The sequence below is a fragment of the Martinezella multihospitum genome (assembly GCF_900094585.1).
Classification (GTDB): Bacteria; Pseudomonadota; Alphaproteobacteria; order Rhizobiales; family Rhizobiaceae; genus Rhizobium; species Rhizobium multihospitium.
Genome location: NZ_FMAG01000001.1, coordinates 481212 through 507539 on the forward strand (window position 1 = coordinate 481212; position 26328 = coordinate 507539).

Here is a 26328-nt window from a genome sequence, read left to right on the forward strand (position 1 = left end):
GATGTAATACGCAGCGATGGAGAGTGGGGATGGCACTCGCAGATAGCCCAGCACATCATCTAACGACAGCAGCGTGTTCCGGATTGCATTGGGGACTGAACCGCCACTTTTTCCATCATCTATACAAGAGCACGCGAATTCCTAGGCACTCGCTGGGGTATGAGCGCAAGATCGGCCTTTGGCATCTTTGCCGCCCTAACAACAAGAAACCGATTTACTCTCATTAGATACAATAGCTTAAGTCATTCTCGTGCAGCTGCTGCGCCTTATGGCATCGGTATTGCATGCTTAGCGTTCGAGACCATGCCGTCAGGATTTACCAATGCCGAATAAAACATCATCGCCATCGGTGCGACCGCCGATTTCATGACTCCCTCCACCAGACAGACCGCTCGAACCAATTCGCCATCGTCCCGTGCCATGATTGCGACACCGCATTGGCAGGCCAGCGAAGCAGGCGCGAAAGTGCTCAGACGCGGCGGCAATGCGATTGAGGCGCTGATTGCCGCCGGAGCTGCCCTATCGGTCACCTACCCCCATTTCTGCGGGCTCGGCGGCGACGCGGTCTGGCTGGTGGCGGACGAAACAGGCAATGCACAGACTTTCCTTGGCATCGGGCAGGCGGCTGCGGCCATTCCTCGTGGAGACATACCTTTACGGGGCGCCGCCTCTACCCTGACGACGGCCTGCCTCGTGGATAGCTGGGAGAAAGCGCTTGCCTATTCCGCCGAGGCATGGGGCGGCACGGAGCGATTGCCGGCCCTTCTCGACGACGCGATCGCAATGGCGGACGACGGCTTCGAAGTTAGCAGGTCGCAAGCGTTCTGGTACGAATTCCGGCGCGATGAACTAAACGGCTGGCCCGGCTTCACCGGGCTCTTCCGGTCCGGCGGCATTCAGCATCAACCCGCCCTTGCGCAAACACTCAAAGCCATAGCGCGTCACGGCACCCGCGAATTTTATGAGGGTGCTCTCGCCCGTCGAATTGTGAACGGGCTTGCCGAGGCCGGCTCTCCGCTTTCGGCCGCGGATCTTGCCGCCACGCGGACTGATGTCGCGGCTCCTCTCCAGCAGGCGTATCGCGATACGATACTTCTTGCTCCACCCCCACCGACGCAAGGAATAACCACCCTCGGCATCATGGGTGTGCTCGACCATCTGCCGATGGCGGATTTCCGGCCCGACAGCCCGGCCTATTATCATGCGCTGGTCGAAGCCGTGAAACAGGCGTTCCTCGATCGGCATGCGATCGCCGATCCACGCTTCGCCGAGGACATCTCGAAACACCTCCTCGATCCGCGGCGCCTTGCCGCCAAGGCTGCGGCGATCGATCCGGCAAGAGCCCTGCCCTGGCCACAAGATTATCGACACGGAGACACCTCGCTGCTTGCCGCCGTGGACGCCGATGGACGATGTGCGTCGCTGCTGCAAAGCCTCTATTTCGACTGGGGCAGTGGCGTGGTGATCGGCGACACCGGCCTCCTCTGGCAAAACAGGGGGGCGGCTTTCAGTACCGATCCGGCAAATCCCAATTGCATCCAACCGGGGAAACGTCCTTTCTATACGCTCAACCCAGGCCTTGCGCTGAAGGACGGGCGTCCGCATCTGATCTACGGCACACAGGGCGCGGACGGTCAGCCGCAGACGCTGTCGCTGCTGCTCAGCCTGCTTATCGACCACGGCCTTGATCCGGCTGCAGCGCTCGCGCGCCCGCGGTTCTTGCTCGGCCGCACCTTCTCGGACGGCCGCGACAGCCTCAAGATCGAGGAAAATATCGGCATTGAAGCAGTCTCCACGCTCGCGGCCATGGGTCATGAGATCTCGACCATCGACGCGGTCAGCCCGCTTGGGGGCCAGGCCGGCGTGATCCGCATTGGCGAAGATGGCGCGCTCGACGGCGCGCATGATCCACGCAGCGACGGAGGCGCGATCCTGCTGTGAATACCGTGGAGCCGCCGCTCGATCTCGTCATCCGAAATATCCGTGTCGAGGAAGATGGCAATCTCGTCGACATAGCCGTACGGGGTGAGCGGATTGTAGCCATCGGTCCCGACATTCGGTGCGATGCAATATCAGACGTCGACGGTAAGGGAAGCTTCGCTTTCGGCGGATTTGCCGACACACATATTCATCTCGACAAGGCCTGCATTCTCGATCGCTGCACGATTTGCGAGGGCATGCTTGCCGAAGCCGTACGGGAAACGGCCAAAGCCAAGGCGGGCTTCGAAGAAAGCGACGTTTATGCCCGAGCCGCACGCATTGTCGAGAAAGCGATTTCCCACGGCACGACGAGAATGCGAACCTTTGTCGAGATCGATCCCCGCGCCGGTTTCCGTTCCTTCGAGGCAATCAAGCGCATCCGAAGGGATTACGCCTTCGCGGTCGATATCGAAATCTGCGCCTTCGCTCAGGATGGGCTCACGAACGAGCCGCAAACATACGACATGCTCGACACGGCACTTGCCGATGGTGCGGATCTGGTGGGCGGCTGTCCTTACACGGACTCATCCCCCAGCCGGCACGTGGACATGATTTTCGCACTGGCATCAAAACACAATGTCCCGGTCGACTTTCATCTCGATTTCAGTCTCGATCCGGATCGAACCGATCTGCCCGAGGTGATCGACGCCACGCTCCGCCATGGCTGGCAGGGTCGCGTATCGATCGGCCATGTCACCAATCTGTCGGCCATGCCCAGCGCCCGGATCCTTGCCATCGCCGATAATCTCGCAGAAGCCAGGATTGCGCTGTCGGTGCTTCCGGCAACCGATTTGTTCCTGATGGGCCGCGGCCATGACCGGCTGGTCCCGCGTGGCGTCGCGCCAGCCCATCTGCTGGCAAAAAGGGGCGTTGTAACCTCCATTGCGACCAACAATATTCTCAATCCTTTCACGCCCTATGGCGACGCTTCACTAATCCGCATGGCCAATCTGTATGCCAATGTCGCTCAACTCGCGCGCGACGACGAGATGGCCCTGGTCTTCGACATGGTGAGCGAAATGGCAGCAAGCCAACTTAACGGCAGCGCGCGTCTGCAGGCCGGCGGCGAAGCGACGATCGTGCTCCTCGACAGCCCCGGCCCCCGCGCTGCCGTGCGCGAGATCGCCCGGGTGATTGCCGGCTGGAAAAGGGGACGCAAGAGTTTCGACAACGGCCGTCCTATGCTCCACAAAGCGATCTAGAACGCCGCGTTATTCCATTGAGGAGCGAAGTGGTCCGCGCGAGCAGAAGCGAAGCTGAGATCGCTGTTGGACGCGCCGTTAAGGCAGAACGATCAATCATGCCGTTCCAGGAATCCCGAGACCGTCTTCAGGCAAAGATCCTTCTCTTCGACATGCGGCATATGGCTTGAATTTTCGAAGAGCACCCATTCGCAACCCCTGACGCGGTCAAGATAGGGCTTGACCACCAGCGGGGTCGCCTCGTCGTATTTGCCTGAGATCAGCAGGGTCGGCGCCTCGATGAGGGAAAGTCTGTCTTCGATCGTCCAGTCCTTCATGGTGCCGATGACGTGAAACTCAGTCGGGCCGTTCATGTTGCGGTAAACGGTATTATCCTCGTCCATGGTGGCGAAGGTGCGGGCGACCTCCGCCGGCCAGGGCACGACGCGGCAGACATGGCGATCGTAGAAGACGCGAGAACCGGCGATATATTCCGGATCGGTAATCGTGCCGGCCTCTTCGTGCCTCAGCAGCGTGTCCTGCACATCTTGTGGCAACTCCTCGCGAAGCCGGTTCGCTTCCGCGACCCAGGTGTGCATGTTGGCCGGCGAATTGGCGATCACCAGCGCCTTCAGCCCTTTCGGTCGACGCACCGCATGTTCGGCACCCAGCATACCGCCCCAGGACTGCCCGAGAAAAGCGTAGCGATCCTGAATGCCGAGATGCTTCAGCAGCGTATCCAGTTCATCAAGGAACAGGGCCGGCGTCCAGAAGTCAGGTCCTTTCTCCGGCAGTCGCGTGGACTTGCCGTTGCCAAGCTGATCGTAGTGGATGACGGCACGGCCATCGATTTCGGCAATGTCCTTGAAGCTATCGACATAGTCATGAGTGCAGCCAGGCCCGCCATGGGCGACGACGAGCGGCAGCTTGCCGGAGGCGAGCGATCCGGTGATGCGGTACCATGTCCGGTATTCGCGAAAGGGCAGAAAGGCTTCCTGCGTCGGGATTGCGGCCACGTGTCTCTCCATCTCCAGCCTTTGACGGTGGAGACCATAACGTGACCGCAACGCGTGCGGCAGCTATCAGAAGTTATAGGATGGCTGCGCGTCCAGCAGGCGATAATGCGTGGCGCGAACGACGGCCTGCGTGCGGTTCTTGGCGCCGAGCTTCTTGGCCGCGGCATTGAGATGCATGACGACCGTCGGCACCGAGCGGTCGATGATGCGCGAGATCTCCTTGGCGGAATAGCCCTCGGCGGAATAGCGCAGGCACTCCCTCTCCCGCTCCGTCAGCCGGATTTTGCCGACACTGAGCGCGGCGGCATCGAAGAGCGAATAGGCCGTCTCGTGAAAGACATGGGCGAGCAGATTGAAATCAGCGATATAGCGCAGGGCATCACGCTCGAACTCCTTGTTGGCGCCGAAACGAATTCCGGTGACCGTCGCATAATCGCCCCGCGGCATGTGCACCGGCACAGTCACACCCGTCGACATGTCACGCTCGCTCAAATAGCGCGCAACAGGAACCGTATCCTCGCTCATGAAGCGCTTGATCAGCGTATCGGCATCGGAATCATAGTTCCAGAAAAACGGCGCCGAAGTGCGTAGCGCCACCTGCTGGACAGGATCGATACGGAAATAACCGCGATCGAACCAATATTCATACATGTCGTCGGAGATGTTCCTGAGCTTCAGAAGCGACGGGATCATGATCTTGCCGTCAAGATCGTAAGGCACCGGCGTATAATCGTAGATCAAGGCCTCGAAACCGATTGCCTTCATGCCCTCGAAAATATGGTCGATGCGGCCGTCCAGCGTCTGATGCGCCGTGAACTGGCGCCTGATGGTCCCGATTTGATCGAACATGCAGCGGTTCCCGTCTGTGGCTGCGACCTCCCAACCTATCACTTCTTATAGCTGGTGCCGAGCGCGGTTTAAGGTAAAAATTTAGCCATGCTCAAATATTGAGCAAGCAGAATCTTTCGCCGGAGTTGTCAATGTGGCGTGAAATCCAGCCCGAGGCACGGCACGTCGTCGAGGTCGATGGCTACAAGGTGGTCGCCTACAGCTTTGGCGGCGGGCCTGAGACGGTCTTCTGCCTGAACGGCGGCCCCGGGCTGCCCTGCGACTATCTGCGCGAGGCACACTCCTGCCTGATCGATAGGGGTTACAGGGTCGTTGCCTTCGACCAGCTCGGCACCGGCTCCTCCGACCGTCCCACAGACAAGAGCCTCTGGACCATCGGCCGCTATGTCGAGGAGACTGAAACCGTCCGCAAGGCGCTCGACCTCGGCAAGGTTCATATGCTCGGTCACTCCTGGGGCGGCTGGCTGGCGATCGACTATGCGCTGACCTATCCCGAGAACCTTGAGACGCTGATCCTCGAAGATACCGTCGCCGACATGCCGCATCTGATTTCCGAGCTGGAGCGGCTACGCGCGGCACTCGGGCCGGAAACGGTCGCGATGATGCAGAAGCACGAGGCGCAAGGCACCTATAATCACCCCGAATATCTCGCCGCCGTCACCATCCTCAACTACCGCCATGTCTGCCGTCTGCCGGAATGGCCGGCACCTGTCCGCCGCTCGCTCGACGATTGGAACATGGGTCCCTACGAGACGATGCAGGGGCCGAACGAATTTCTCTACATCGGCAATCTCAAGGACTGGAACCGCATTCCCGACCTTCCGCAACTTGCCATGCCGGTACTGATCACGGCGGGCGAACATGACGAATTGACGCCGGCCTGTGCGCTCCGGATGAAGCTTGCCTTGAAGGATGCCGAACTCAAGGTCTTCGCCAATGCCAGCCACATGCCCTTCTATGAGAACCCGCAGGACTACTATCCGGCACTCCTCGATTTCCTGTCGCGGCATAGGACAAGCTGATGCAAGCTAAGGTGATCCAATCCCACCGACGACAAGGGGGCGATCGCCGCCATGCATCGCTATAAATTCGTACTGACGCGACCGCTGCAGTTCCTGCCTGTCCTCTTCGGCATCAGCGTCATCACCTTCGTTCTGGTCCGCCTCATTCCCGGCGATCCCGCGCGCAATATTCTCGGCACGCGCGCGACACCAGCGGCACTTGCCAGCATTCGTGCGCAATACGGCCTCGATCAGCCGATGTGGCTGCAATATTTCTATTTCATCAAGAATCTCGGCAATGGCGAGATGGGCAAATCGATTCTCTACAAGATCGACGTGCTGCCGCTGATTTCGACGCGGATCGAGCCGACCATCGCGCTGGTCGTCTCGAGCGTCATCCTGTCGATCCTGATTGCAGTGCCGATGTCGGCGATTGCCGCGCGCAATGCCGGCCGTGCGCCGGATCATATCGTGCGCGTCGTCTCGACCTTCGGCATCGGCTTTCCGCCCTTCTGGCTGGGGCTGATGCTGATCATCCTGTTCAGCGTCCAGCTCGGGATCCTGCCGGTCTCGGGCTACGGCTCGACGATCGGCGAGAAGATTGCCCATCTCATCCTGCCGGCCCTGACGGTTGCGCTGTCGCTTTCGACCGTGCTGACCCGCAGCCTGCGGGCCGCGATGATCGAATCCTTGAAATCGGATGTGGCGACTGCGGCCCGTGCCCGCGGCATGCCAGAGGGCATCGTCTTCTGGCGGCATGTCGTACCGAACTCGCTGGTGCCGACAATCAATCTGCTCGCCGTCAACATCGGCTGGCTGATCGGCGGTACGGTCGTCGTCGAAAGCGTCTTTGCCCTACCCGGCATGGGCCAGTTGCTGGTGCGCGCCATCTTCTCGCGCGACTACATGGTCGTTCAGGGTGTTGCGATGGTCTTTGCCTGCGCCACGGTGCTGGTCAGCTTCCTCGCCGATATCGTTACGGTCGCCGTCGATCCGCGGGTGAAGCTATGAGCATCGACACGACAGCTATCGCCTCCCCCGGCTGGAACAGGCTCTTCGGAAAACACCTGACGCTGACGCTCGGCGGCGGCATCCTTCTGTTCTTCCTTCTTCTGGCGATTTCAGCGCCAATCATCGCGCCCTATGATCCGATCTTCCAGAATGCCGACATGCGCCTGCAGGCGCCGTCGTTCCTGCATCCGTTCGGCACGGACAATTTCGGACGTGATATTCTTTCGCGCGTCGTATGGGGAGTGCGCATCGATCTGCAGATCGCCGTCATCGGTGTGCTCTTCCCGTTTCTGATCGGCACCACGGTCGGCACCATCGCCGGCTTTTTCGGCGGCATTGTCGATGCGCTCTTCATGCGCATCGTCGATATCATTCTCGCCTTTCCCTTCCTGGTGCTGATGCTGTCGATCATCGCCATTCTGGGACCAGGACTGAGCAGCTTCTATATCGCCATGGCCCTGGTCGGCTGGGTCTCCTATGCGCGCCTGATCCGGGCGCAGATGCTTGTGCTGAAGGACAGCGACTATGCCGTTGCTGCCGTCAGCCTCGGCTTCAGCCGGCCTAGGATCATGTTCCGCCACCTGCTGCCGAACGCCATTGCCGGCTCGATTGTCTTTTCCATGTCGGATGCCGTGCTCGTGCTCCTGAGCGGTGCGGCCGTCAGCTATCTCGGCCTCGGCGTTCAGCCGCCGCTTGCCGAATGGGGCGTCATGGTCGCGGAAGGCCAGAGCTTCATTACCACGGCCTGGTGGATCACGCTGTTTCCCGGCCTTTCCATCGTCTGCCTCGCCTTCGGCTTCAGCATGCTGGGCGATGCGCTCGGCGAACTGCTCGGGGTGCATGAATGAGCGCACCTGTCCTTTCCATTCGCGATCTGGTGGTCAAGGCCCGTCTCGACGGTGGCGCACGCACGCTGATCGACGGCGTTTCGCTCGATCTCGGCAAGGGCGAGATTCTGGGCCTTGTCGGCGAGAGTGGCTCGGGCAAGAGCCTGCTCTGCCGTTCGCTGGTGCGGCTGCTGCCGTCGTCGCTTCTGAAGATCGACAGCGGCTCCATCCGGCTCGAAGGGCGGGAGCTCACGGAAATCAGCGATGCCGAGATGCTTGAGGTGCGCGGCGGAGAGATCGGCATGATCTTCCAGAATCCGACGAGCCATCTCGACCCTGTCATGCGCATCGGCGACCAAATCGCCGAAGGTATCCGCTACCATCAGGGTCTCAAGGCGCGCGAGGCCCGCGCAGCTGCGACCGAGATCCTGGCGCAGGTCGGCTTTCCCGATCCCAAAAGACAGTATGACAGCTATCCGCACGAGTTTTCCGGCGGAATGCGGCAGCGTGCCATGATCGGCGTCGCACTCTCCTGCAACCCTAAGATCCTGATTGCCGATGAGCCGACGACGGCCCTCGATGTCACCATCCAGGCGCAGATCCTGCGGCTCCTGATCGACATTCGCGACAAGCGCGGACTTTCGATCATCCTCATCACCCATGATCTCGGCATCGTCGCTCAGACCTGCGACAGGATCGCCGTCATGCGCGGCGGCCAGCTGCTCGAACAGGGTCCCAAAAGGACGATCCTCGGCCGACCTGAAAATCCCTATACGATCGATCTGATCAACAGCCACCCTTCCCTGCTCGACGAAGCGGCGATGACGCAGCCTGAGCCAACCCGGCCGGAGAGATCAGCCAAGCCGCTGCTCGAAATCGATGACCTGCATGTACGCTTCAAGGTCGGCGGCGGTCTCTTCAAGGGCAACGGCGCAAAGACTGTCAGCGCCGTTTCCGGCGTCAGCCTGCAGGTCATGCCGGGCGAGACCGTCGGCATTGTCGGAGAGTCCGGCAGCGGCAAGAGCACGCTCGCGCGCGCCGTTCTCGGTCTTACCCCGATTTCCTCCGGTCACGTCACTTTCGACGGTGTCGATCTCACTCAGCAGAAAAGCGCCGGCCTCGCCAGGTTGCGGCGCGAAACCGCCATGGTCTTCCAGGACCCGTTCAACGCGCTCAACCCGCGGCTGACGATCGGCCAGACGCTTGCCGAAGTGCTGAAGGTCCATGGCAAGGTTGCAAAGGCCGACATCCCCGCACGCATCGGCGAGTTACTCGACCTCGTCGGGTTGGAGCGCGAATTCGCCGATCGCAAGCCGCGCAGCATGAGCGGCGGCCAATGCCAGCGCGCCGGCATTGCAAGGGCGCTTGCGGTCGACCCGAAGCTCATCATCGCCGACGAATGCGTGGCAGCCCTCGATGTCACCATCCAGGCGCAGATCATCGATCTCTTTCGCGAATTGACGCGCAGAATGAACCTGACCTTGATCTTCATCGCTCACGACCTCGCCATCGTGCGCGATCTTTGCGAGCGGACCGTCGTGATGTATCGCGGCGAGATCGTCGAGGAAGGCCTCTCGCAGGAGATCTTCTCTCGCCCGAAGCATGCCTATACCGCAGCGCTCATTGCAGCCATTCCCGATATCGATCCGGACAAGCCCTTGCATGGCGAACGCGATACGGCACCCGCCGGGCAGACCCCATCAGCCAAACGCATGCGATAACAACGAAGGGAACGAATTCATGACCAACAAATGGAAGACAATCGGGCTTGCCGCCATTCTCGCCGGCCTGACGCTGAGCGCGAGCTTTGCCGAAGCTGCGGGCGTGCTGACCATCGGCCGCCGCGAGGATTCAACGACGTTCGATCCGATCAAGACGGCGCAGAATATCGACAACTGGGTATTCTCCAACGTCTACGACGTGCTGGTGCGCGTCGACAAGACGGGCACGAAGCTGGAGCCGGGCCTCGCGGAGAGCTGGACAGCCTCGGCTGACGGCTTGACCTATGTCTTCAAGATGCGTGACGCCAAGTTCTCGGACGGTTCGCCGCTGACGGCGGAAGATGCAGCCTTCAGCCTGCTGCGCATCCGCGACGACAAGGCATCGCTGTGGAGCGACTCATACAAGGTGATCGATACGGCGGTTGCGACCGATCCGCATACTCTGACGATCAAGCTCAAGCACGCCTCGGCGCCTTTCCTTTCAACACTCGCCTTGCCGAACGCATCGGTGATCTCGAAGGCCGGGATGGAATCGATGGGGCCGGACGCCTATGCCGAAAAGCCGATCGCTTCGGGGGCCTTCTTCGTCGAGGAATGGCGGCGCGGCGATCGCATCATCCTGAAAAAGAACCCGAATTTCTGGCAGGCCGACCGCGTGAAGCTCGACGGCGTCGAATGGATCTCGGTACCGGACGACAACACCCGGATGCTGAACGTGCAGGCCGGCCAGCTCGATACCGCCATTTTCGTGCCGTTCTCGCGCGTCGAGGAGCTGAAAAAGGACCCGAACCTCAACGTGCTGATCGATCCTTCCACGCGTGAGGATCACCTGCTGATCAACCACGCCCATGGCGACCTCGGCAAGAAGGAAGTCCGTCAGGCCCTGGACATGGCGATCGACAAGAAGGCGATCGTCGATGCCGTTACCTTCCATCAGGGCACCGTCGCCAATTCCTACATTCCAAAGGGCGCCTTGTATTACTATGCGGATAATCTGCAACGCCCCTACGATCCGGAGAAGGCCAAGCAGATGCTTTCGGCAGCAGGCGTCTCCAATCTCACCGTAAAGTACCTCATTCGCGCCGGCGATGAAGTGGATGAGCAGACGGCCGTGCTGGTCCAACAGCAACTCGCCAAGGCTGGCATTACCGCCGACCTGCAAAAGGTGGACCCCAGCCAGGAATGGGACATGACTATCGCTGGCGACTACGACATTTCCGTCAACTACTGGACCAACGATATTCTCGACCCGGACCAGAAGACGACATTCGTCCTCGGCCACGACTCCAACAACAACTATATGACCAACTACAAGAATGATGCGGTAAAGGATCTCGTCGCCAAGGCGCGGCTGGAGCTGGATCCGAAGAAGCGCGAGCAGATGTATATCGATCTGCAGAAGATGGCGAAGGACGACGTCAACTGGATCGACCTCTACTACAGCCCCTATATCAACGTCTCACGCAAGAACATCGAGAATTTCCATCAGAACCCGCTCGGTCGCTTCTTCCTGGAAGATACGGTCAAGAATTGACAGCCTCATGCGTACCCAAACTCCGCTGTCGTAAAGACAGCGGAGCATTGTTGTATGAGGCGACCCCTTTCGCAAACGCACGAAGCGGCTATTCTGCCACCGTGATATGAAGCGAGGGTCGTTGACGGATGCAGACACTGCATGGTGAATTTCGAGAACGCATGACGATACTGGGCAACCTCGACGCAGCCTCATTCGTTCCGTGGATCCAGCGGCATGCCAGCAAGCTCGGACTTTCGCAGACATTCTTCCATTCTGATGCGGACCGGATCGAGCTTGAGGTCACCGGACCTGTGGAATTGATCGACATGCTGGAAATGGGCTGCTCACTCGGTCCGATCGACGTCTGGGTCGAGGAGATTCAGCGCAGGGTCATGGATAGTGCCGAACCGTCGCATCTTAGGAATTCCTGATCTATTGCCTTTTATTTAATCATTGTTGCCAATGCGAATTATTTATGCAAAACCTTTAAACACTACGGGGATGCGGGCATCGGCGCCTGCCTATGACCAGCGGCGCTAAGCCATTGGTGAAATTAAGAGAGTTAAGGCTATGCCATTTGATGGGATCGGATCCTGGGCGCCAGTCGCCCTTTCCTCTGATCTGCCACCAGGAACCGTCATACCGGCCTGGACATCGGTTGGCCCGATTGCCCTGTGGCGCAGTCAGTCGGGCCGCGCAACCGCATCTTCCGATCGCTGTCCGCATCGCGGAATGAGATTGTCGCACGGCTTCGTCCGCGGCGAGGCACTGTCCTGCATCTATCACGGATGGAGCTATTCGCTGTCAGGCGGATGCATTCGCATTCCCGCCCATCCCGATCTGGTTCCCCCGGAAACCATCCGTGTCGCCGTCCAGCAAGTCGAAGACGCGGGCGGCATCTTATGGGTAGCCGTCGGACAACCGGCAACGCAGCCTCCGCAACTCGGCGAGTTCACGCCACTGCGCTCCCTGACCGTGGAAACGGATGTCGCGGCGATCGAGGCTGCGGCGGGAGCAGAGATCGATGCGAACAGTCTGATCCGCCTGCCTGAACTCCCATGGATCGCGCTGCTGCTGGCGCCTCAGGAAAAGCATACGCTCATTCTTCTCATGATCGAAACGGATCGTGGCCCGGCAGACCGCCTTGCGGCATCCAGGATTGTCGAATCCCTCCGCCGCGCGGCGGAGGAGCGCCAAAAGGAGAGTGCACGATGAAAGGCGGCGCGATGATCGATGAATGGTATCCGGTCGGCCTCTTCAGCCAGCTCAGCGAAAAAGGAACCAGGACCTATTTAATGGGCGAGGCCATCAAGGTCGGCCGCGATCACGACGGGAAGGCCAGGGTGACGACTGTCGAGGGAAGAGCCCTCCCCATCCGCGTCCGGTATGGCCATGTCTGGTCCTCCCTCGGGAACCCGGATAAGGAGCTTTTCGCCATTCCGGAGGCCGATCAGCCGGGCCGGCGCTTCGTCGATGTCGGCGTGGTCCGCGTGCGCTGCTCGCCGCTTCGCGCCGTCGAAAACTTTCTCGACATCGCGCATTTTCCCTTCGTCCACACCGACATCCTTGGCGCGGAACCGCATACGGAAGTTGAAAACTACAAGGTCGAGATTCGCGAGAGCATCGATGAAGTCTGGGCAACGCAGGTAAAATTCTACCAGCCGCAGGCTGCGAAATCCGCGACCGGCGGCATTACGACCGAGTACATGTATCGCGTACCGGCCCCGACCTGTTCCGTGCTCTACAAGACCTGTCCTCCGCGCCCCAGCGAATGGGACGTGATAACCCTGTTCGTCCAGCCTCTTGCCGAAGACGTGTGCGACGTATGGCCGTGGATGGCGCTCTTCGACGACGAAACGCCGATGACGGACCTCATCCACTTTCAACAGACGATCTTCCTGCAGGATCGCTCGATCCTCGAGAACCAGATACCCGCGCTTCTTCCGCTTGATCCCGGCATGGAAATTCCGACAAGGGCCGACCTAACCTCGGTCGCCTATCGGCGATGGCTCAAGCGCCATAACTATACCTACGGCGCACAGTTGGTCGCACAATGAAGCTCTACGATTATGTTCTATCGCCGAGTTGCTACAAGGTACGGCTGATGGCCGCCATCCTGGGCATCAAGCTCGAAATCCGGCCGGTCGACTTCCATCCCGGCGCGGAGCATCGCGGGCCGGAGCTTGTGGCGCTCAATCCGGCGGGTTCCATCCCAATCCTCGAGGATGGCGATCTTGTGCTGACCGAATCCTCGGCAATGCTTGCCTATCTCGCTGCCAATGGTGCACCGGAATGGCTGGGCCAAGGTTCGCCGCAAGAAATGGCGAGCGTGCAGCAATGGCTCTCCTTTTCGCATCGCCTGACCGCCAACCTTGGCGGCGCGCGGCTTCACGAAATGCTTCTGCGCCCTGGGGACATCAAGGCTTTGCAGGTTCAAGGGATCGCGGCATTGCGCGAGCTGGAGGCAGGCCTCTTCGCGCAGGGCGAGCGCGGCTTGCAGTTCCTTGCAGCAAGTGAGCCGACGATCGCCGATATCGCCTGCTTTCCGTATGTGGCGCTTGCACCTGACGGCGGCATCCCGCTTGATCCCTATCCCTTGATCCGGCTCTGGATGCGCGCCATCCGCAGCCTGCCCGGCTTCATCGAAATGCCCGGCATTCACCGCCTGCATGAGCTGAAACCCGATCCGCATCCGGCAGGGGAGATATGATGGAATGACCGGCTATCTCCTGAAGAATTGTGCGGCTGTTATCGTCGATGAGGGCAACGGGCCGAGCGTGCGCCGGAACGTGGATCTGCTCACCAAAGGCCCTGCGATCCAGGCGATCGGTGAGAACCTGTCGCTGAACGCGTTACCCGAGGGCACCGTCGTACGGGACGCATCAGGCTGGTTCGTCTATCCGGGGCTCGTCAACACCCATCACCACTTCTTTCAGTGCTTCGTGCGCAACCGGGCCGACCTCGACTGGACGAAGCTTTCGGTCATCGAATGGCTCGACCGGATCTATCCGATCTTCTCGCGACTGACGGAGGATTGCTTCTATCATTCTTCGGTCACCGCCATGGCCGAGATGATCAAGCACGGCTGCACGACCGCTTTCGACCATCAATATTGCTTTCCCCGCCATGCGGGCAAGCGCCTGATCGATCGCCAGTTCGCGGCGGCGGAATTGCTCGGAATGCGCTTTCACGCGGGCCGCGGCGGCAACACCCTGCCGAAGTCCGAGGGCTCGACCATCCCCGATGCCATGCTCGAAACCACGGACGAATTCATCGCCGATTGCGCCCGGCTGATCGACAGCTATCACGATGCCGGACCCTTCAGCATGCGTCAGGTGGTGGTCGCACCCTGCCAGCCGGTCAATTGTTATCGCGAAACCTTCGTCGAGTCGGTTGCGCTGGCGCGCGATCGCGGCGTGCAGATGCACACGCATGTCGGCGAAGGCGAAAGCCCTGTCATCGAGGCGCGGCATGGCATGCGCACGGTCGACTACTGCGCTGAACTGGGCTTTGCCGGCCCCGACGCCTTCTACGCCCATTGCTGGGAACTGACGCATGACGAGCTGCGCAAGATGGCGACGAGCGGCACCGGCGTTTCCCATTGCCCGGAGCCGGTCTATCTGGTCGGCGCCGAAGTGACCGATATCCCGGCGATGCAGGCTTTCGGCCTGCGCATCGGCCTCGGCTGCGATGGAGCTGCATCGAACGACAACTCGAATCTCATGCACTGCATCCATTCCGCCTACATGCTGCAGTGCCTGACGGCCTCGACGCGCGCGCATGCGGTTCCGACCCCGCTCGCCTTCCTGCAATATGCGACAAGCGGAGGCGCAAGCCTGCTCGGGCGCACCGATATCGGCCGTCTCGCTCCGGGTATGGCGGCCGATCTCTTCGCGATCGATACGCGACGGATGGATTATGTCGGGACGCGGCATGACCCGCTGAGCCTGATTGCCAAGGTCGGGATCGGCATGCCCACCGATCTGACCATGATCAACGGACGTATCGTCTGGCAGGGCGGCGAATTCACCGGACTGGACGAAGCCGCGCTCTTTGCCGCGGCCGAGGCGGCACTTGCAACAGTAGAATTCTGAAAAACCAAAAAGGGGAACTGGGATGCAGAAAAATCTGACCCGCAGAACATTGATGAAGAGCGCGGCTGTCGCAGGCCTCGCAACGGCCTTCACCGGCCGCTCCGCCTTCGCCGCCGCCGAACCGCTCGGCATCACGCTCGTCGTACCCTCGCCGATCGGCGATGTCGGCTGGGGACATGCGCTGGCCGCGGGCCTTGATCCGATCAAGACCGCCTATGGCGACAAGGTCAAGGTCACGGTAATCGAGAACATTGCCGAAGGCCCGGATGCGGACCGCATCATGAACAAGACCGTCGCCGACGGAAACCATTTCCTGATCGCCGGCTCGTTCGGTTATCAGAACGGCGCGCTGCAGATTGCCCGCCGCAACCCGAAGGTGACCGTTCTGCATGCCTCCGGCTTCCAGGTCGCGCCGAACTTTTCGCCCTTCGCCGCCAAGTATTTCCAGGGAACCTACCTCCTCGGCATGGCGGCAGCCGCCGTTTCCAAGACCGGCAAGCTCGGTTCCGTCTCCGCCTTCGCCATTCCCGAACTGATCACGTCAATCAACGCCTTCACGCTCGGAGCGCAGGCAGTGAAGCCGGACATCGAAGTATCGGTCGTCTGGGTCAATTCCTGGTTCGATCCGGCCAAGGAACAGGAAGCGGCCAAGGCTTTGATCTCGCAGGGTTGCGACGTGATCTTCTCGAACGCACAGGATACGCCTTCGGTCATATCCGCCTGCGAGGCTGCCGGTGTCTACGCCTTCAATCTGAACTCCTCGATGAAGAAATATGCGCCGAAAACCTATCTCGGCTGTATCTCCACGGACTGGTCGCCATTCTTCAAGGCATCGGTCGATGCCCATCTGGCCGGCACCTTCAAGGGCGCCAACGCGTTCCTCGGCGTCGCGGACAAGGTCGTTGAAGTCGTCGACTGGAGCCCGGCGATTCCGGCCGAGACCATGGCGAAGATCAAGGAAGTCGAAGCGAAGATCGCCGGCGGCAGTTTTTCGCCATTCACCGGCCCGATCACCAAGGCCGATGGCAGCGAAGGAGCGGCTTCGGGCGCCACAATGACGGATGCGCAGATCGTTGCGATGGACTGGCATGTCAAAGGTGTGAAGACGCCTTTGCCGAAGTAATCAAGTCATGACCATCCCGCTGCTGTCGCTGCGCGGCATCTCCAAAAGCTACGGCCAGGTCCATGCCAACGAGCATATCGATCTGGACGTAGCCCCGGGCTCGATCCATGCCATCCTCGGGGAAAACGGCGCCGGCAAATCGACCCTGATGAAGCTGATCTATGGCGTCGAACAACCTGACGACGGAACCATCGCCTGGCATGGGAAGCCGCTCAGCCTTGCCTCCCCCGCGGAGGCGCGGCGTACCGGTATCGGGATGGTCTTTCAGCATTTCTCCCTGTTCGAGAGCCTGACGGTTGTCGAAAATATCCGCCTGATCGTCTCCGGCCGCAGGGCTGACCTTGCGCGGCGCATCCGCACGCTGGGCGATGAATTCGGACTTGAAGTCGATCCGCTGGCCCATGTGCACGAACTGTCGGTCGGCGAGCGGCAACGGGTGGAAATCATCCGATGCCTGATGACCGATCCGAAGCTGCTGATCCTCGACGAGCCGACATCGGTCCTGCCGCCGCAAGCAGTCGAGAAGTTGTTCCACACACTGCGCCGGCTGCGCGACGGCGGCGTATCGATCCTCTTTATCTCGCACAAGCTGGAAGAAATCCAATCCCTGTGCGACCGGGCCACGATCCTGCGCGGCGGACGCGTGACCGGGCACGTGGATCCGCGCGAGCATGACGCCCATGATCTTGCCCGCATGATGATCGGCCGCGACATGCCGGAAGCGATACCGGCCTTGACTTTGGCCGAGGGCGAAAAGCGCCTGGAAATCATCGGTCTCGATTACCGACCGGACGATCCTTTTGGCATGCCGCTCTCCACCATCAGCCTGACGGTGCGCAGCGGTGAGATTGTCGGCATTGCCGGCATTTCCGGGAATGGGCAAAAGGAACTTGCCGCCCTGATTTCAGGGGAAACGCCACTGCCCCGGGACAAGCGCGACCAGGTCTTCATGATGGGGCAGGATGTCGGCAACCTCGACGCCGCCAGCCGTCGAAAGCTTGGCTTTGCCTTTGTCCCGGAGGATCGGCTCGGCCATGGCGCCGTTCCCGAAATGTCGCTGACGCTCAATAGCCTGCTGACGGCCCATCCCATGAGGCTCGTCAAGCATGGCCTCATCGACAAGGCGAAGGCAACGGACTTCGCAAACGAGTGCATCCGGGATTATGACGTTCGCACGCGCGGTCCGGATGCTGAAGCCGGATCGCTTTCCGGAGGAAACCTGCAGAAGTTCATCGTCGGCCGCGAAATCATGCTCGCCCCGAGATTGCTGTTTCTTGCGCAACCAACCTGGGGCGTCGATGTCGGCGCGGCCTCCGCCATTCGCAAGCGGCTGATCGAGCTGCGCAATCAAGGCATGGCAATTCTCGTCATATCGGAAGAGCTCGAGGAATTGTTCGAGCTCAGCGACGTCATCCAGGTCCTTTACCACGGCACGCTGAGCCTGCCACTCGTCACCCGCGATACAAAAGCTGAAGAAATCGGCCGATACATGATCGGCGCACAGCCCCAGCGCGAAAAGGCATCCGCATGAGCCGTCCCTTTTCTGCAATCCTCCCCAGCATGGTCCGCCGCGATCGAGCCTCGTTCGCCGCAAAGCTGCTTGCGCCGCCGATTGCTCTCGTCGTCACCATCGCACTCAATCTCGGCCTCTATGTCGCGATGGGCCGCGATCCGGCAGCCGTGGTCTATGCCATGCTGATCGAACCATTCGTCTCGTGGGCCTCATTCTCGGAGGTATTGCTGAAGACCGGCCCTCTGCTTCTGATCGCACAGGGTCTCGCAATCGGCTTTCGCGCGAAGGTCTTCAATATCGGCGCCGAAGGCCAATTCATTCTCGGCGCAATCTTCGCCTCCGCCATACCCATCTGGATGCCACAGGCAACGGGCCAATGGATGTGGCCCGCAATGCTGTTGCTCGGCACTCTCGGCGGCGCTCTGTGGGCGTCTCTCACTGCCTTCTGGCGCGTCAGGCTCAACGCCAATGAAATCCTCGTCTCATTGATGCTGAGCTTCGTTGCCGCGCAATTGCTCAACTATCTTCTTCTCGGCCCATGGAAAGATCCGGGCGGCTTCAATTTCCCACAATCGGTCATGTTCCAGTACGATGCGATGGTGCCGATCCTGTTCGAGGGAACCCGCGTCAATGTCTCGCTTATCCTCGCTGCTGGACTGTCGATCGCGGCGTGGGTCTTCATGCAGAAGAGCTTCGCAGGGTATAAATTGCAGGTCGGCGGCCTTGCTCCCCGGGCGGCGAGCTATTCCGGCTTCAAGGAGAGCTGGGCAATCTGGCTGTCGCTGATCATTGGCGGAGCGGCAGCCGGGCTTGCGGGCGCGGCCGAAGTTGCCGGCCCGCTTGGCCAGCTGCAGCGTTCGATCTCGACCGGATATGGATATGCGGCAATCATCGTTGCCTATCTTGGCGGCCTCAATCCAATCGGCATCGTCGTCTCCGCGATCATCATGGCAGCGCTCTATATCGGTGGCGATAACGCCATGGTCTCCGCCAATCTACCGATCGCAGCCGTCCGTGTGTTCCAGGGCAGCCTGCTCCTCATCTATCTTATCGCCGTCGCCTTCGTGCGCTATCGCATCGTCTGGCGCCCCACGTCAGCCCGGAGCGCATCATGAGCGCCGTCGATTTCATTCTTGCCGGCATGCTGGCCGCTGCAACGCCGTTTCTGCTGGCAGCCCTGGGCGAGCTTGTTGCTGAGCGCGCGGGCGTCTTGAACCTTGGCGTAGAGGGCTTGATGGCCATTGGCGCCGTCATCGCGTTCATTGTCGTTTATCATGGCGGCGGTCATCTTCTCGCCTTTCTTGCGGCCGGTCTCGGAAGTGTGCTCCTCTCCATGATTTTTGCCGGTATCACACTGGGCTTCAACGCGAACCAGGTTGCAGCCGGTCTTGCCCTCGGCATTCTCGGCCAGGGCCTCTCCGCGCTGTTTGGCAAGAGTTATGAGAGCCTGACCGTCACCACCTTGCCAAAGATCGCAATTCCCGGGCTTTCACAAATTCCGGTCGTCGGGGGCCTTTTCAGCCAGGATATCGTCGTCTGGATCTCGCTTGTCGTGACGATCGGCATATGGGCGATGTTTGCCTATAGCAAGGTCGGTCTTATTCTTCGCGCCGTCGGCGAAAATCCGAAAGCCGCGCATGCCATCGGCTATCCCATTGTCTCGATCCGCTTCGCGGCAGTTGCATTTGGCGGCATGATGGCCGGCTTTGCCGGCGCATATGCCTCGACGATCTATACACCGCTCTGGGCTGACGGCATGATCGCCGGGCGGGGCTGGATTGCCATTGCCCTCGTGGTCTTTGGAACCTGGCTGACATCCAGGATTTTCTTAGGCGCCTGCCTGTTTGGTGCGGTGTCGTTGATGGGTCTTGCCGCACAGGCCAGCGGGCTCGCAATTTCCTCGCAATTGCTCGCATGCCTGCCCTATCTCGTGACGATCATCGTCCTTGGCATCATCTCCGTAGATCGCCGGCTCCTGAAGCTCAATGGTGTAGCCTCACTCGGCGAACCGTTTGAACGATAGCAAATGTGCATAGAGGGAGATTTCCATATCCGCAGGTTGCTGTGACCGATCGCTTGAAGCGCGGGTGATGGACTGCAAAAGTCCGCCGATTAATTTCCTTCGCTTGCCTTACGGGCAGCAATACCGGCATTCTTCTTGCTTCTGACAATTCATGAGCTCTCACTGAGAGGGCGTGTTCGCCGGTTCAGAGCAAGGAGGCCTTCCATGACCCCATCCGATACTCAAAATATAGTCCTGCCGAGCGACCCGGTACTGTCTGTACGCGGCCTGACTGTCAGCCTTCCGAAAAACATGGAACGCGTGCATGCGGTGCAGGATATCTCCTTCGACCTGATGCAAGGCGAGATCCTTTGCATCATCGGTGAATCCGGTTCGGGGAAATCGGTGACTGCGAACGCGATCATGGGCCTGCTGCCATCCATCATAAAGGTAACGGCCGGTACGATCTGCTTCAAGGGCGCGGACCTTGTAAGCGCTGACGACGCCATCCTTCGAAGTCTCAGGGGACGGGCGGTTTCGATCATTTTCCAGGACCCGCTCTCTGCACTCAATCCACTGATGACGATCGGCGACCAGATCATCGAGGTTCTCGATGCCCATAAGATCGGCACGCCGGAAAGCCGGCGACAGAAGGTGAAGGAGCTGCTCAGCGAAGTCGGCCTGCCCGATCCGGATCTTCTCCAGCATCAATATCCCTTCCGGCTATCCGGCGGGCAGCGGCAGCGCGTGATGATCGCCATGGCGCTGGCGCTCGATCCGGATGTGCTGATCGCCGACGAACCGACCACGGCATTGGATGTGACGACACAGGCTCAGATCCTCGAATTGATCCGCAAGATACAGGCGCGCAAGAAGATGAGTGTCATGTTCATCACCCATGATTTCGGCGTGGTCGCCGAGATTGCCGACAGGGTTATCGTCATGGAGAAGGGGCACCTCGTCGAACAGGGACCGGCGGCACAGGTGCTGAATGCGCCTGTTCATCCCTACACGCAGCGTCTCATCGCAGCCGTTCCCCGCATGACGACCGCCGGCCGCGAAACCGTTGCCGAAGCACCCGTGGTGCTGGAAGTCGACAAACTCAACAAGACCTATCGATCGGGAAGCGGCTTCCTGTCGAAATCGCGGACGGTGCAGGCGGTCAACGACGTCAGCTTCTCGATCCGCAAAGGACGCACATTAGGAGTGGTCGGTGAATCCGGCTCCGGAAAATCCTCGCTCGGCCGCGTCCTGCTGAAGCTTCTGAGCTCGGACAGCGGTCGGATTCTCTTCGATGGCCGCGATATCGCTCCGCTGTCAGACGATGAGTTCCGGCCATTGCGGCCTTACATCCAGATGATCTTTCAAGATCCATTCGCCTCGCTAAACCCGCGCCATACGATCGGCCGCATTCTCACCGTCGGACCGATGGCGCACGGCCTGCCGATGCATGAGGCCAAGGCGAAGGCGCTGCGTCTTCTCAAGCGCGTCGGCCTCGACGAAGGTGCCTTTGACCGCTTTCCCCATGAATTCTCCGGTGGCCAGCGCCAGCGCGTCGGCATCGCCCGTGCCTTGATGTTCGACCCCGTGCTGCTGGTGGCCGACGAGGCGGTTTCCGCTCTCGATGTCTCGATCCAGGCGCAAATCCTCAAGCTTCTTGCGGAAATCCAGCAGGATACCAAGGTGGCGATGATCTTCATTACCCACGATCTGCGCGTCGCCAGCCAGATCTGCGACGAAGTCGCCGTCATGTTCAAGGGCGAGATCGTCGAATGCGGTCCGCCTTCGCAAATCTTCCGCGCGCCGTCGCATGCCTATACCCAACGCCTGTTGGCTGCCATCCCCGGCAGCGACTGGGAAGCAGTCGGCTGAAACTTCCACCGAACGAGGCGCAAGCCGCGCCGGATGCGGCCCGCTTCTGCCCAATAACCACCATTCGTGCACGTTCCAGCGACGTTTGATGCCTGAGAAACAGGCAACCTTCCGCGCTGATTATTTTTTATCTGATTGGGCGAAAAAATAGTTGCATTTATCCACTATCCGCCCTTTCATGAGCATGAGATTTCAAGCGACGATCCGCCGCAGACGATCATGAACCTGCCACGGCATGAAGGTGGCGGGAAACGTGTTTCGTTGCCTTTCAAAGGTTCCGAGCCATGCCGCCGACCAAGGCCCCGCCGACCTCCGTGAAGGACATCGATATAGACGTCCTTGAGGATACGCTGAGCTTTTATATCCGCAGCATCAATCTCGCCGTTTCACGCGATCTGGATGAGAAGCTGGAAGGCCTGGACGTCGCCCGCGGAACGGGAAAGATCACCACGCTGTTCCTGGTCGACGACAATCCGGGAATCCGGCCCTCCACCATTGCCCAAATCATCCTGAAAGACCGCTCCGCAACCGGCAGGCTGATCGAGCAGATGGAAGCCCATGGTCTCCTTACGCGCGAGACGTCGGCGGACGACAGCCGCGCCCAGGAACTCTACATCACGGAAAAGGGCCACGAACTGGCAAAACGCGTGCGCACCATCGTCACCAAACAATCACGCGAATTCTTTTCCGACATCACCGACGACGAACACAGGCTGCTGATCGACATCCTTCGCAGGACCTATCGGCGCATCGTCGCGCAATCGTGAGCCGGCGCACCATGGGAGAGCGGGTATGAGCATGAGTGAGGAACGGGTCGCAATGATATCCGGTGCCAGCCGGGGGATCGGCGCCGCACTCGCCGAGGAACTGGGCGCCAGGGGCTGGCGGCTCTCGCTCGGCATGCGCCGTCCTGAAATGCCCGCCTGGGCGGACCCGACCCGCGTTGGCGTCTTTGCCTATGACGCTGCGGATGCGGACGCATCCGATCGCTGGACGGGAGAAACGCTTCGCACCTTCGGGCGCATCGACGCCGTCGTCGCCAATGCCGGCATTGGCATCGCGAAGACCGTGATCGAAGCCGATGACGCCGACCTCGACGATCTGCTCGAGGTGAACGTCAAGGCACCGCGAAGACTTGCAAAATCCGCATGGAGCGCCCTTGCTTCAAGCGGTCGCGGCCGGGTCATCATCGTCGCTTCGCTTTCGGGAAAGCGGGTGAAGTCCGCGAACTCCGGTCTTTATGCCGTCTCCAAATTCGCGGCCGTCGCGCTGGCCCATGCCATACGCCACACCGGCTTTGACCTTGGCATCCGCTCCACCGCCATCTGCCCCGGCTTCGTCGCGACCGACATGGCGCGCGGGCTTACGAGCAAGCCTGATAGCGAGATGATCGATCCGCGCGACCTCGCCCGCATCATTTCCATGCTGATCGAGCTGCCGAACGAGGCAAGCGTTGCCGAATTTACTATCAATTGCCAGTTAGAGGAGTCTTTCTGACCATGCCCGGTCCCTATGTCGTCCCCGTTCACGGGGATGCGGAACTGCCCAAGGAAGTCGACGTCGTCGTCATCGGCGGTGGCATCATCGGCACCTCGACGACGCTGGAACTGGCCGAGCGGGGCCTGCGGGTCGCGCTTTGCGAGAAGGGTGGCATCGGCCAGGAACAATCGAGCCGCAACTGGGGCTGGGTGCGCATTTCCAGGCGCGATCCGCGCGAAGTGCCTCTCATGGCGGAGGCCCTGCGCATCTGGAGCACGCTCGACAAACGTACCGGCCGCGACACCGGCTACAAGCGCGCCGGCATCATCTTCACCTGCGCCGACGACAAGCAATATGCCGATCATGAGCGCTGGAACCGCAATCTGGAAGGCTACCAGCTGGAAAGCCGCATGATCAGCGGCGCCGAATTCAAGAACCTCTTTCCCGGCGCGCAGATGGACCTCAAGGGTGCGCTCTTTACCGCCGCCGACGGCCGCGCCGAGCCGCAGCGAGCGGCCCCCGCCATTGCCGAGGCCGCCCGCGACAAGGGGGCCTCCATTCTGACCGAATGCGCCGTACGCGGCATCGAGACGGCCGGCGGCCGTATCTCCGGTGTGATCACCGAGCGAGGCCCCATCGCCTGCAAGGCCGTCGTGCTTGCCGGCGGCGCCTGGTCCAGCCTGTTTGCCGGCATGTTCGGGCTCGATCTGCCGCAGTTGAAGGTGATGAATTCGGTCTTGCGCACCAAGCCGCTGGAAGGCGGCCCCGAGCAAGCCATCTGGGCGAGCGGCTTTGCCCTGCGCAAGCGTCAGGATGGCGGCTACACGATCGCTTCAGGCCACGAAAACATCGTGGATATCGTGCCGAATTCCTTCCGCTACGCCAGCAAGTTCCTGCCGGCGCTGAAGAAGGAATGGCGATCGCTGAACTTCCGCGTTTCCGGCCGGTTCTTCGACGAGGCGCGCATTCCCAATCGTTGGGCGATGGATGAGGCAAGTCCCTTCGAATATTGCCGCGTCCTCGATCCCAAACCCTCTACCAAACTTTCGAACACGGCACTCGTCAATCTCAAGAAGGCCTTTCCGGTTTTCGAGAAGGCCGAGATCGCCCAGCGCTGGGCAGGCTATATCGACGTGACGCCGGATGCCGTGCCGGTGATCGATGCGATCGACAGCATTCCGGGCTTCCATATCGCCACCGGCTTTTCCGGCCATGGCTTCGGCATCGGGCCAGCGGCCGGACGGCTGATGGCCGACATCGTCACTGGCAAGCCGCCGGTGGTCGACCGCAAGAACTTCCGCTTTTCCCGCTTCCACGACGGTTCGAAGATCGAACTGATCAGTGGTTTCTGACCTGCCCGAACCAAGCAGACAGTACAACGACGAAAGAGAAGAACAGCCGAAATCCTACCAACAAAAAGGGGAACGATCATGTCCAATGCAAATGACACCATCCTCCTGAAACCAACCCGCCGCCAGGCATTGACCATGATGGCGCTCGGCGCCTCCGGGTTGATCATGCCCAATATCCTCGGTCGCGGCGAGGCTTTCGCGGCACCGCCCGCCAAGCCGACTGGCCAGCTTGTCATCGGCTTCTCGCAGGAGCCGACCGTCTTCAATCCGCACCTGATCCACATCGAAGTCGATGAGGGCATCCATTTCAGCGTCTTCGATCCGCTCTTTACCGTCACACCGGAGGGCAAGTTTACCCCTTCGCTTGCAACCGAAGTCCCGACGGTCGAAAACGGCGGCATCTCAGCCGACGGCCTTCATTGGAAGATCAAGCTGCGCGATGGCGTGAAGTGGCATGACGGCACGCCGTTCAGCGCCGAGGACGTCAAGTTCACCCTCGAACTCATGGTCGATCCGAACTTCCGCAGCTGGCGCAAGACCGGCCACGAGCTGGTGCGCGACCTGACCGTCGTCTCGCCGACGGAAATCACCTGGCGGATGGAAAAGCCGTTTGCGCCCTACCCGTCGATCCTCGCCATGACCTTCATCGTGCCAAAGCATATCCTTGGTGCGGAGAAGGACAAGAACACCGCCCCTTTCAACAATGCGCCTATCGGCACCGGCCCGTTCAAATGGGTCGAGCGCGTCCCCGGCGATCACATCACGCTCGCGGCCAATACCGACTATTTCGGCACCGGCCCTTATCTCGAAACGCTGGTCTACAAATATGTTCCCGACCTGACGGTGCTGTATACGCAGTTCAAGACCGGCGATATCGACGTCGTCGGCCTGCAATGGATCACCCCGGATCACTATGACGAGGCCAAGGGGCTGGATGGGAAGGCCGTTGCCGTCGTTCCGGCCGCCACGGTCGAATCCGTCGGCTTCAACATGGAGAAGCCGCAATTCAAGGACCCGGCGGTGCGCGAGGCGCTCTATTACGCGATCGACAAGCAGACGATCATCGACGCGCTCTATTACGGCCTGCCGACACCGACCGAGAGCTACATCCCGCAGCAGTCCTTCTATTACAATCCAGACCTGCCGAAGCAGGAATTCAGCACCGACAAGGCCAAGAAGATCCTCGACGACGCCGGGTGGAAGCCCGGTCCCGACGGTATTCGCGTGAAGGACGGCGTCAAGCTTTCCTTCACAAACTCCACCACCGCCGGCAATCATATCCGTGAACAGGTGCAGCAGTTCATGCAGCAGACCTTCAAGGATATCGGCGTGGAGCTCACCATTTCCAACCTGCCGCCGGCGGTCATGTGGGGCGACTATTGGACAATGTCGAAGTTCGATTCCGTCATCGTCGGCATCAACTTCCAGACCGGCTCCGATCCCGACACCTCGGATTATTTCCGCTCCACGGCGATCACCGCCAAGGGCGGGGCCGGCCAGAATTCCTGGCAATACGCCAATCCGGAGGTCGACAAGCTCCTGGCGGAAGGCGGCCAGATCTTCGTGCCGGAGGAACGCAAGAAGGTCTACCAGAAGATCCAGGAGATCATGCGCCACGACCTGCCCTTCCTGCCGCTATTCCAGTATGCGACCGTGCGTGGCCATAAGGTGGGGGTCGAAAACGTCACTCCCAACATCAACGTGCGCATCGACAGCTGGAATGTGGCCACCTGGTATTGGGCCAAGGCATAGGCTGCTTGTTCCAGCCCTTCGACCGAAGCGTCGAAGGGC

At 60.4% G+C, this 26328-nt stretch carries 23 protein-coding genes; 21 read left to right on the forward strand and 2 right to left on the reverse strand.

What is annotated here, in order from left to right; translation table 11 throughout:
• Positions 1 to 366 precede the first annotated feature (366 nt).
• Positions 367 to 1941, forward strand: a complete 1575-nt coding sequence (locus GA0061103_RS02140) for a gamma-glutamyltransferase family protein (RefSeq protein ID WP_092706646.1) — start codon at positions 367 to 369, stop codon at positions 1939 to 1941.
• The gene (locus GA0061103_RS02145; protein ID WP_092706647.1) at positions 1938 to 3182 is read left to right on the forward strand and encodes an amidohydrolase family protein; all 1245 of its coding nucleotides are present in this window, start codon (positions 1938 to 1940) and stop codon (positions 3180 to 3182) included. Before GA0061103_RS02140 ends, GA0061103_RS02145 begins: the two co-directional genes overlap by 4 nt.
• Before the next feature lie 92 nt (positions 3183 to 3274).
• Here GA0061103_RS02145 and GA0061103_RS02150 read toward each other — a convergent pair whose 3' ends face one another.
• Together GA0061103_RS02150 and GA0061103_RS02155 are read right to left on the reverse strand one after the other, a co-directional pair.
• Positions 3275 to 4189, reverse strand: coding sequence for a proline iminopeptidase-family hydrolase (locus GA0061103_RS02150; RefSeq protein ID WP_167376510.1), 915 nt, complete (start codon positions 4187 to 4189; stop codon positions 3275 to 3277).
• 54 nt (positions 4190 to 4243) lie between these two features.
• Positions 4244 to 5026: a LuxR family transcriptional regulator gene (locus tag GA0061103_RS02155; RefSeq protein WP_092706649.1), complete on the reverse strand. Its 783-nt coding sequence runs from the start codon at positions 5024 to 5026 to the stop codon at positions 4244 to 4246.
• 131 nt (positions 5027 to 5157) lie between these two features.
• On the opposite strand from GA0061103_RS02155, the gene GA0061103_RS02160 reads away from it, so the two are divergent.
• The 19 genes from GA0061103_RS02160 to GA0061103_RS02250 all read left to right on the forward strand — a co-directional run bounded on the left by GA0061103_RS02160 (position 5158) and on the right by GA0061103_RS02250 (position 26289).
• Positions 5158 to 6048 (forward strand): proline iminopeptidase-family hydrolase, encoded by an 891-nt coding sequence (locus GA0061103_RS02160; protein ID WP_092706651.1) that lies wholly within the window; start codon positions 5158 to 5160, stop codon positions 6046 to 6048.
• A gap of 51 nt (positions 6049 to 6099) precedes the next feature.
• A complete protein-coding gene (locus GA0061103_RS02165; protein WP_092706653.1) occupies positions 6100 to 7038 on the forward strand; it encodes an ABC transporter permease in 939 nt (312 codons plus the stop codon).
• Positions 7035 to 7886: an ABC transporter permease gene (locus GA0061103_RS02170; protein ID WP_092706655.1), complete on the forward strand. Its 852-nt coding sequence runs from the start codon at positions 7035 to 7037 to the stop codon at positions 7884 to 7886. The genes GA0061103_RS02165 and GA0061103_RS02170 overlap by 4 nt, the downstream gene beginning before the upstream one ends.
• Complete coding sequence (locus GA0061103_RS02175) at positions 7883 to 9586, forward strand: dipeptide ABC transporter ATP-binding protein (RefSeq protein ID WP_092706657.1); 1704 nt, start codon at positions 7883 to 7885, stop codon at positions 9584 to 9586. The genes GA0061103_RS02170 and GA0061103_RS02175 overlap by 4 nt, the downstream gene beginning before the upstream one ends.
• Before the next feature lie 19 nt (positions 9587 to 9605).
• Positions 9606 to 11120, forward strand: a complete 1515-nt coding sequence (locus GA0061103_RS02180; protein WP_092706659.1) for an ABC transporter substrate-binding protein — start codon at positions 9606 to 9608, stop codon at positions 11118 to 11120.
• A 161-nt stretch (positions 11121 to 11281) separates the two neighbouring features.
• Positions 11282 to 11533 carry an acylphosphatase gene (locus GA0061103_RS02185; RefSeq protein WP_245304630.1) on the forward strand — a complete coding sequence of 84 codons (252 nt, stop codon included), beginning with the start codon at positions 11282 to 11284 and terminating at the stop codon, positions 11531 to 11533.
• 139 nt (positions 11534 to 11672) lie between these two features.
• Entirely contained in the window at positions 11673 to 12317 is a 645-nt protein-coding gene (locus GA0061103_RS02190; RefSeq protein ID WP_092706663.1) for a Rieske (2Fe-2S) protein, read from the forward strand.
• On the forward strand, positions 12314 to 13159 hold the full coding sequence (locus GA0061103_RS02195) for an aromatic ring-hydroxylating oxygenase subunit alpha (RefSeq protein WP_092706665.1): 846 nt from the start codon (positions 12314 to 12316) through the stop codon (positions 13157 to 13159). The genes GA0061103_RS02190 and GA0061103_RS02195 overlap by 4 nt, the downstream gene beginning before the upstream one ends.
• Positions 13156 to 13812 (forward strand): glutathione S-transferase family protein, encoded by a 657-nt coding sequence (locus tag GA0061103_RS02200; protein WP_092706667.1) that lies wholly within the window; start codon positions 13156 to 13158, stop codon positions 13810 to 13812. Before GA0061103_RS02195 ends, GA0061103_RS02200 begins: the two co-directional genes overlap by 4 nt.
• Positions 13813 to 13816: 4 nt before the next feature.
• Positions 13817 to 15196: an amidohydrolase gene (locus tag GA0061103_RS02205; protein ID WP_092706669.1), complete on the forward strand. Its 1380-nt coding sequence runs from the start codon at positions 13817 to 13819 to the stop codon at positions 15194 to 15196.
• 22 nt (positions 15197 to 15218) lie between these two features.
• Positions 15219 to 16319: a BMP family ABC transporter substrate-binding protein gene (locus tag GA0061103_RS02210; RefSeq protein WP_092706671.1), complete on the forward strand. Its 1101-nt coding sequence runs from the start codon at positions 15219 to 15221 to the stop codon at positions 16317 to 16319.
• Positions 16320 to 16326: 7 nt separating this feature from the next.
• Complete coding sequence (locus tag GA0061103_RS02215; RefSeq protein ID WP_092706673.1) at positions 16327 to 17850, forward strand: ABC transporter ATP-binding protein; 1524 nt, start codon at positions 16327 to 16329, stop codon at positions 17848 to 17850.
• Complete coding sequence (locus tag GA0061103_RS02220) at positions 17847 to 18947, forward strand: ABC transporter permease (RefSeq protein ID WP_092706675.1); 1101 nt, start codon at positions 17847 to 17849, stop codon at positions 18945 to 18947. The genes GA0061103_RS02215 and GA0061103_RS02220 overlap by 4 nt, the downstream gene beginning before the upstream one ends.
• A complete protein-coding gene (locus GA0061103_RS02225) occupies positions 18944 to 19855 on the forward strand; it encodes an ABC transporter permease (protein ID WP_092706677.1) in 912 nt (303 codons plus the stop codon). The genes GA0061103_RS02220 and GA0061103_RS02225 overlap by 4 nt, the downstream gene beginning before the upstream one ends.
• Before the next feature lie 204 nt (positions 19856 to 20059).
• On the forward strand, positions 20060 to 21706 hold the full coding sequence (locus GA0061103_RS02230; RefSeq protein ID WP_092706679.1) for an ABC transporter ATP-binding protein: 1647 nt from the start codon (positions 20060 to 20062) through the stop codon (positions 21704 to 21706).
• 284 nt (positions 21707 to 21990) lie between these two features.
• Complete coding sequence (locus GA0061103_RS02235; RefSeq protein WP_092706681.1) at positions 21991 to 22473, forward strand: MarR family winged helix-turn-helix transcriptional regulator; 483 nt, start codon at positions 21991 to 21993, stop codon at positions 22471 to 22473.
• A gap of 31 nt (positions 22474 to 22504) precedes the next feature.
• Positions 22505 to 23203: an SDR family NAD(P)-dependent oxidoreductase gene (locus GA0061103_RS02240; RefSeq protein WP_092708535.1), complete on the forward strand. Its 699-nt coding sequence runs from the start codon at positions 22505 to 22507 to the stop codon at positions 23201 to 23203.
• Between the two features lie 2 nt (positions 23204 to 23205).
• Positions 23206 to 24537 (forward strand): NAD(P)/FAD-dependent oxidoreductase, encoded by a 1332-nt coding sequence (locus GA0061103_RS02245; protein ID WP_092706683.1) that lies wholly within the window; start codon positions 23206 to 23208, stop codon positions 24535 to 24537.
• A 78-nt stretch (positions 24538 to 24615) separates the two neighbouring features.
• Positions 24616 to 26289, forward strand: a complete 1674-nt coding sequence (locus tag GA0061103_RS02250) for a peptide ABC transporter substrate-binding protein (RefSeq protein WP_092706685.1) — start codon at positions 24616 to 24618, stop codon at positions 26287 to 26289.
• Positions 26290 to 26328 lie beyond the last annotated feature (39 nt).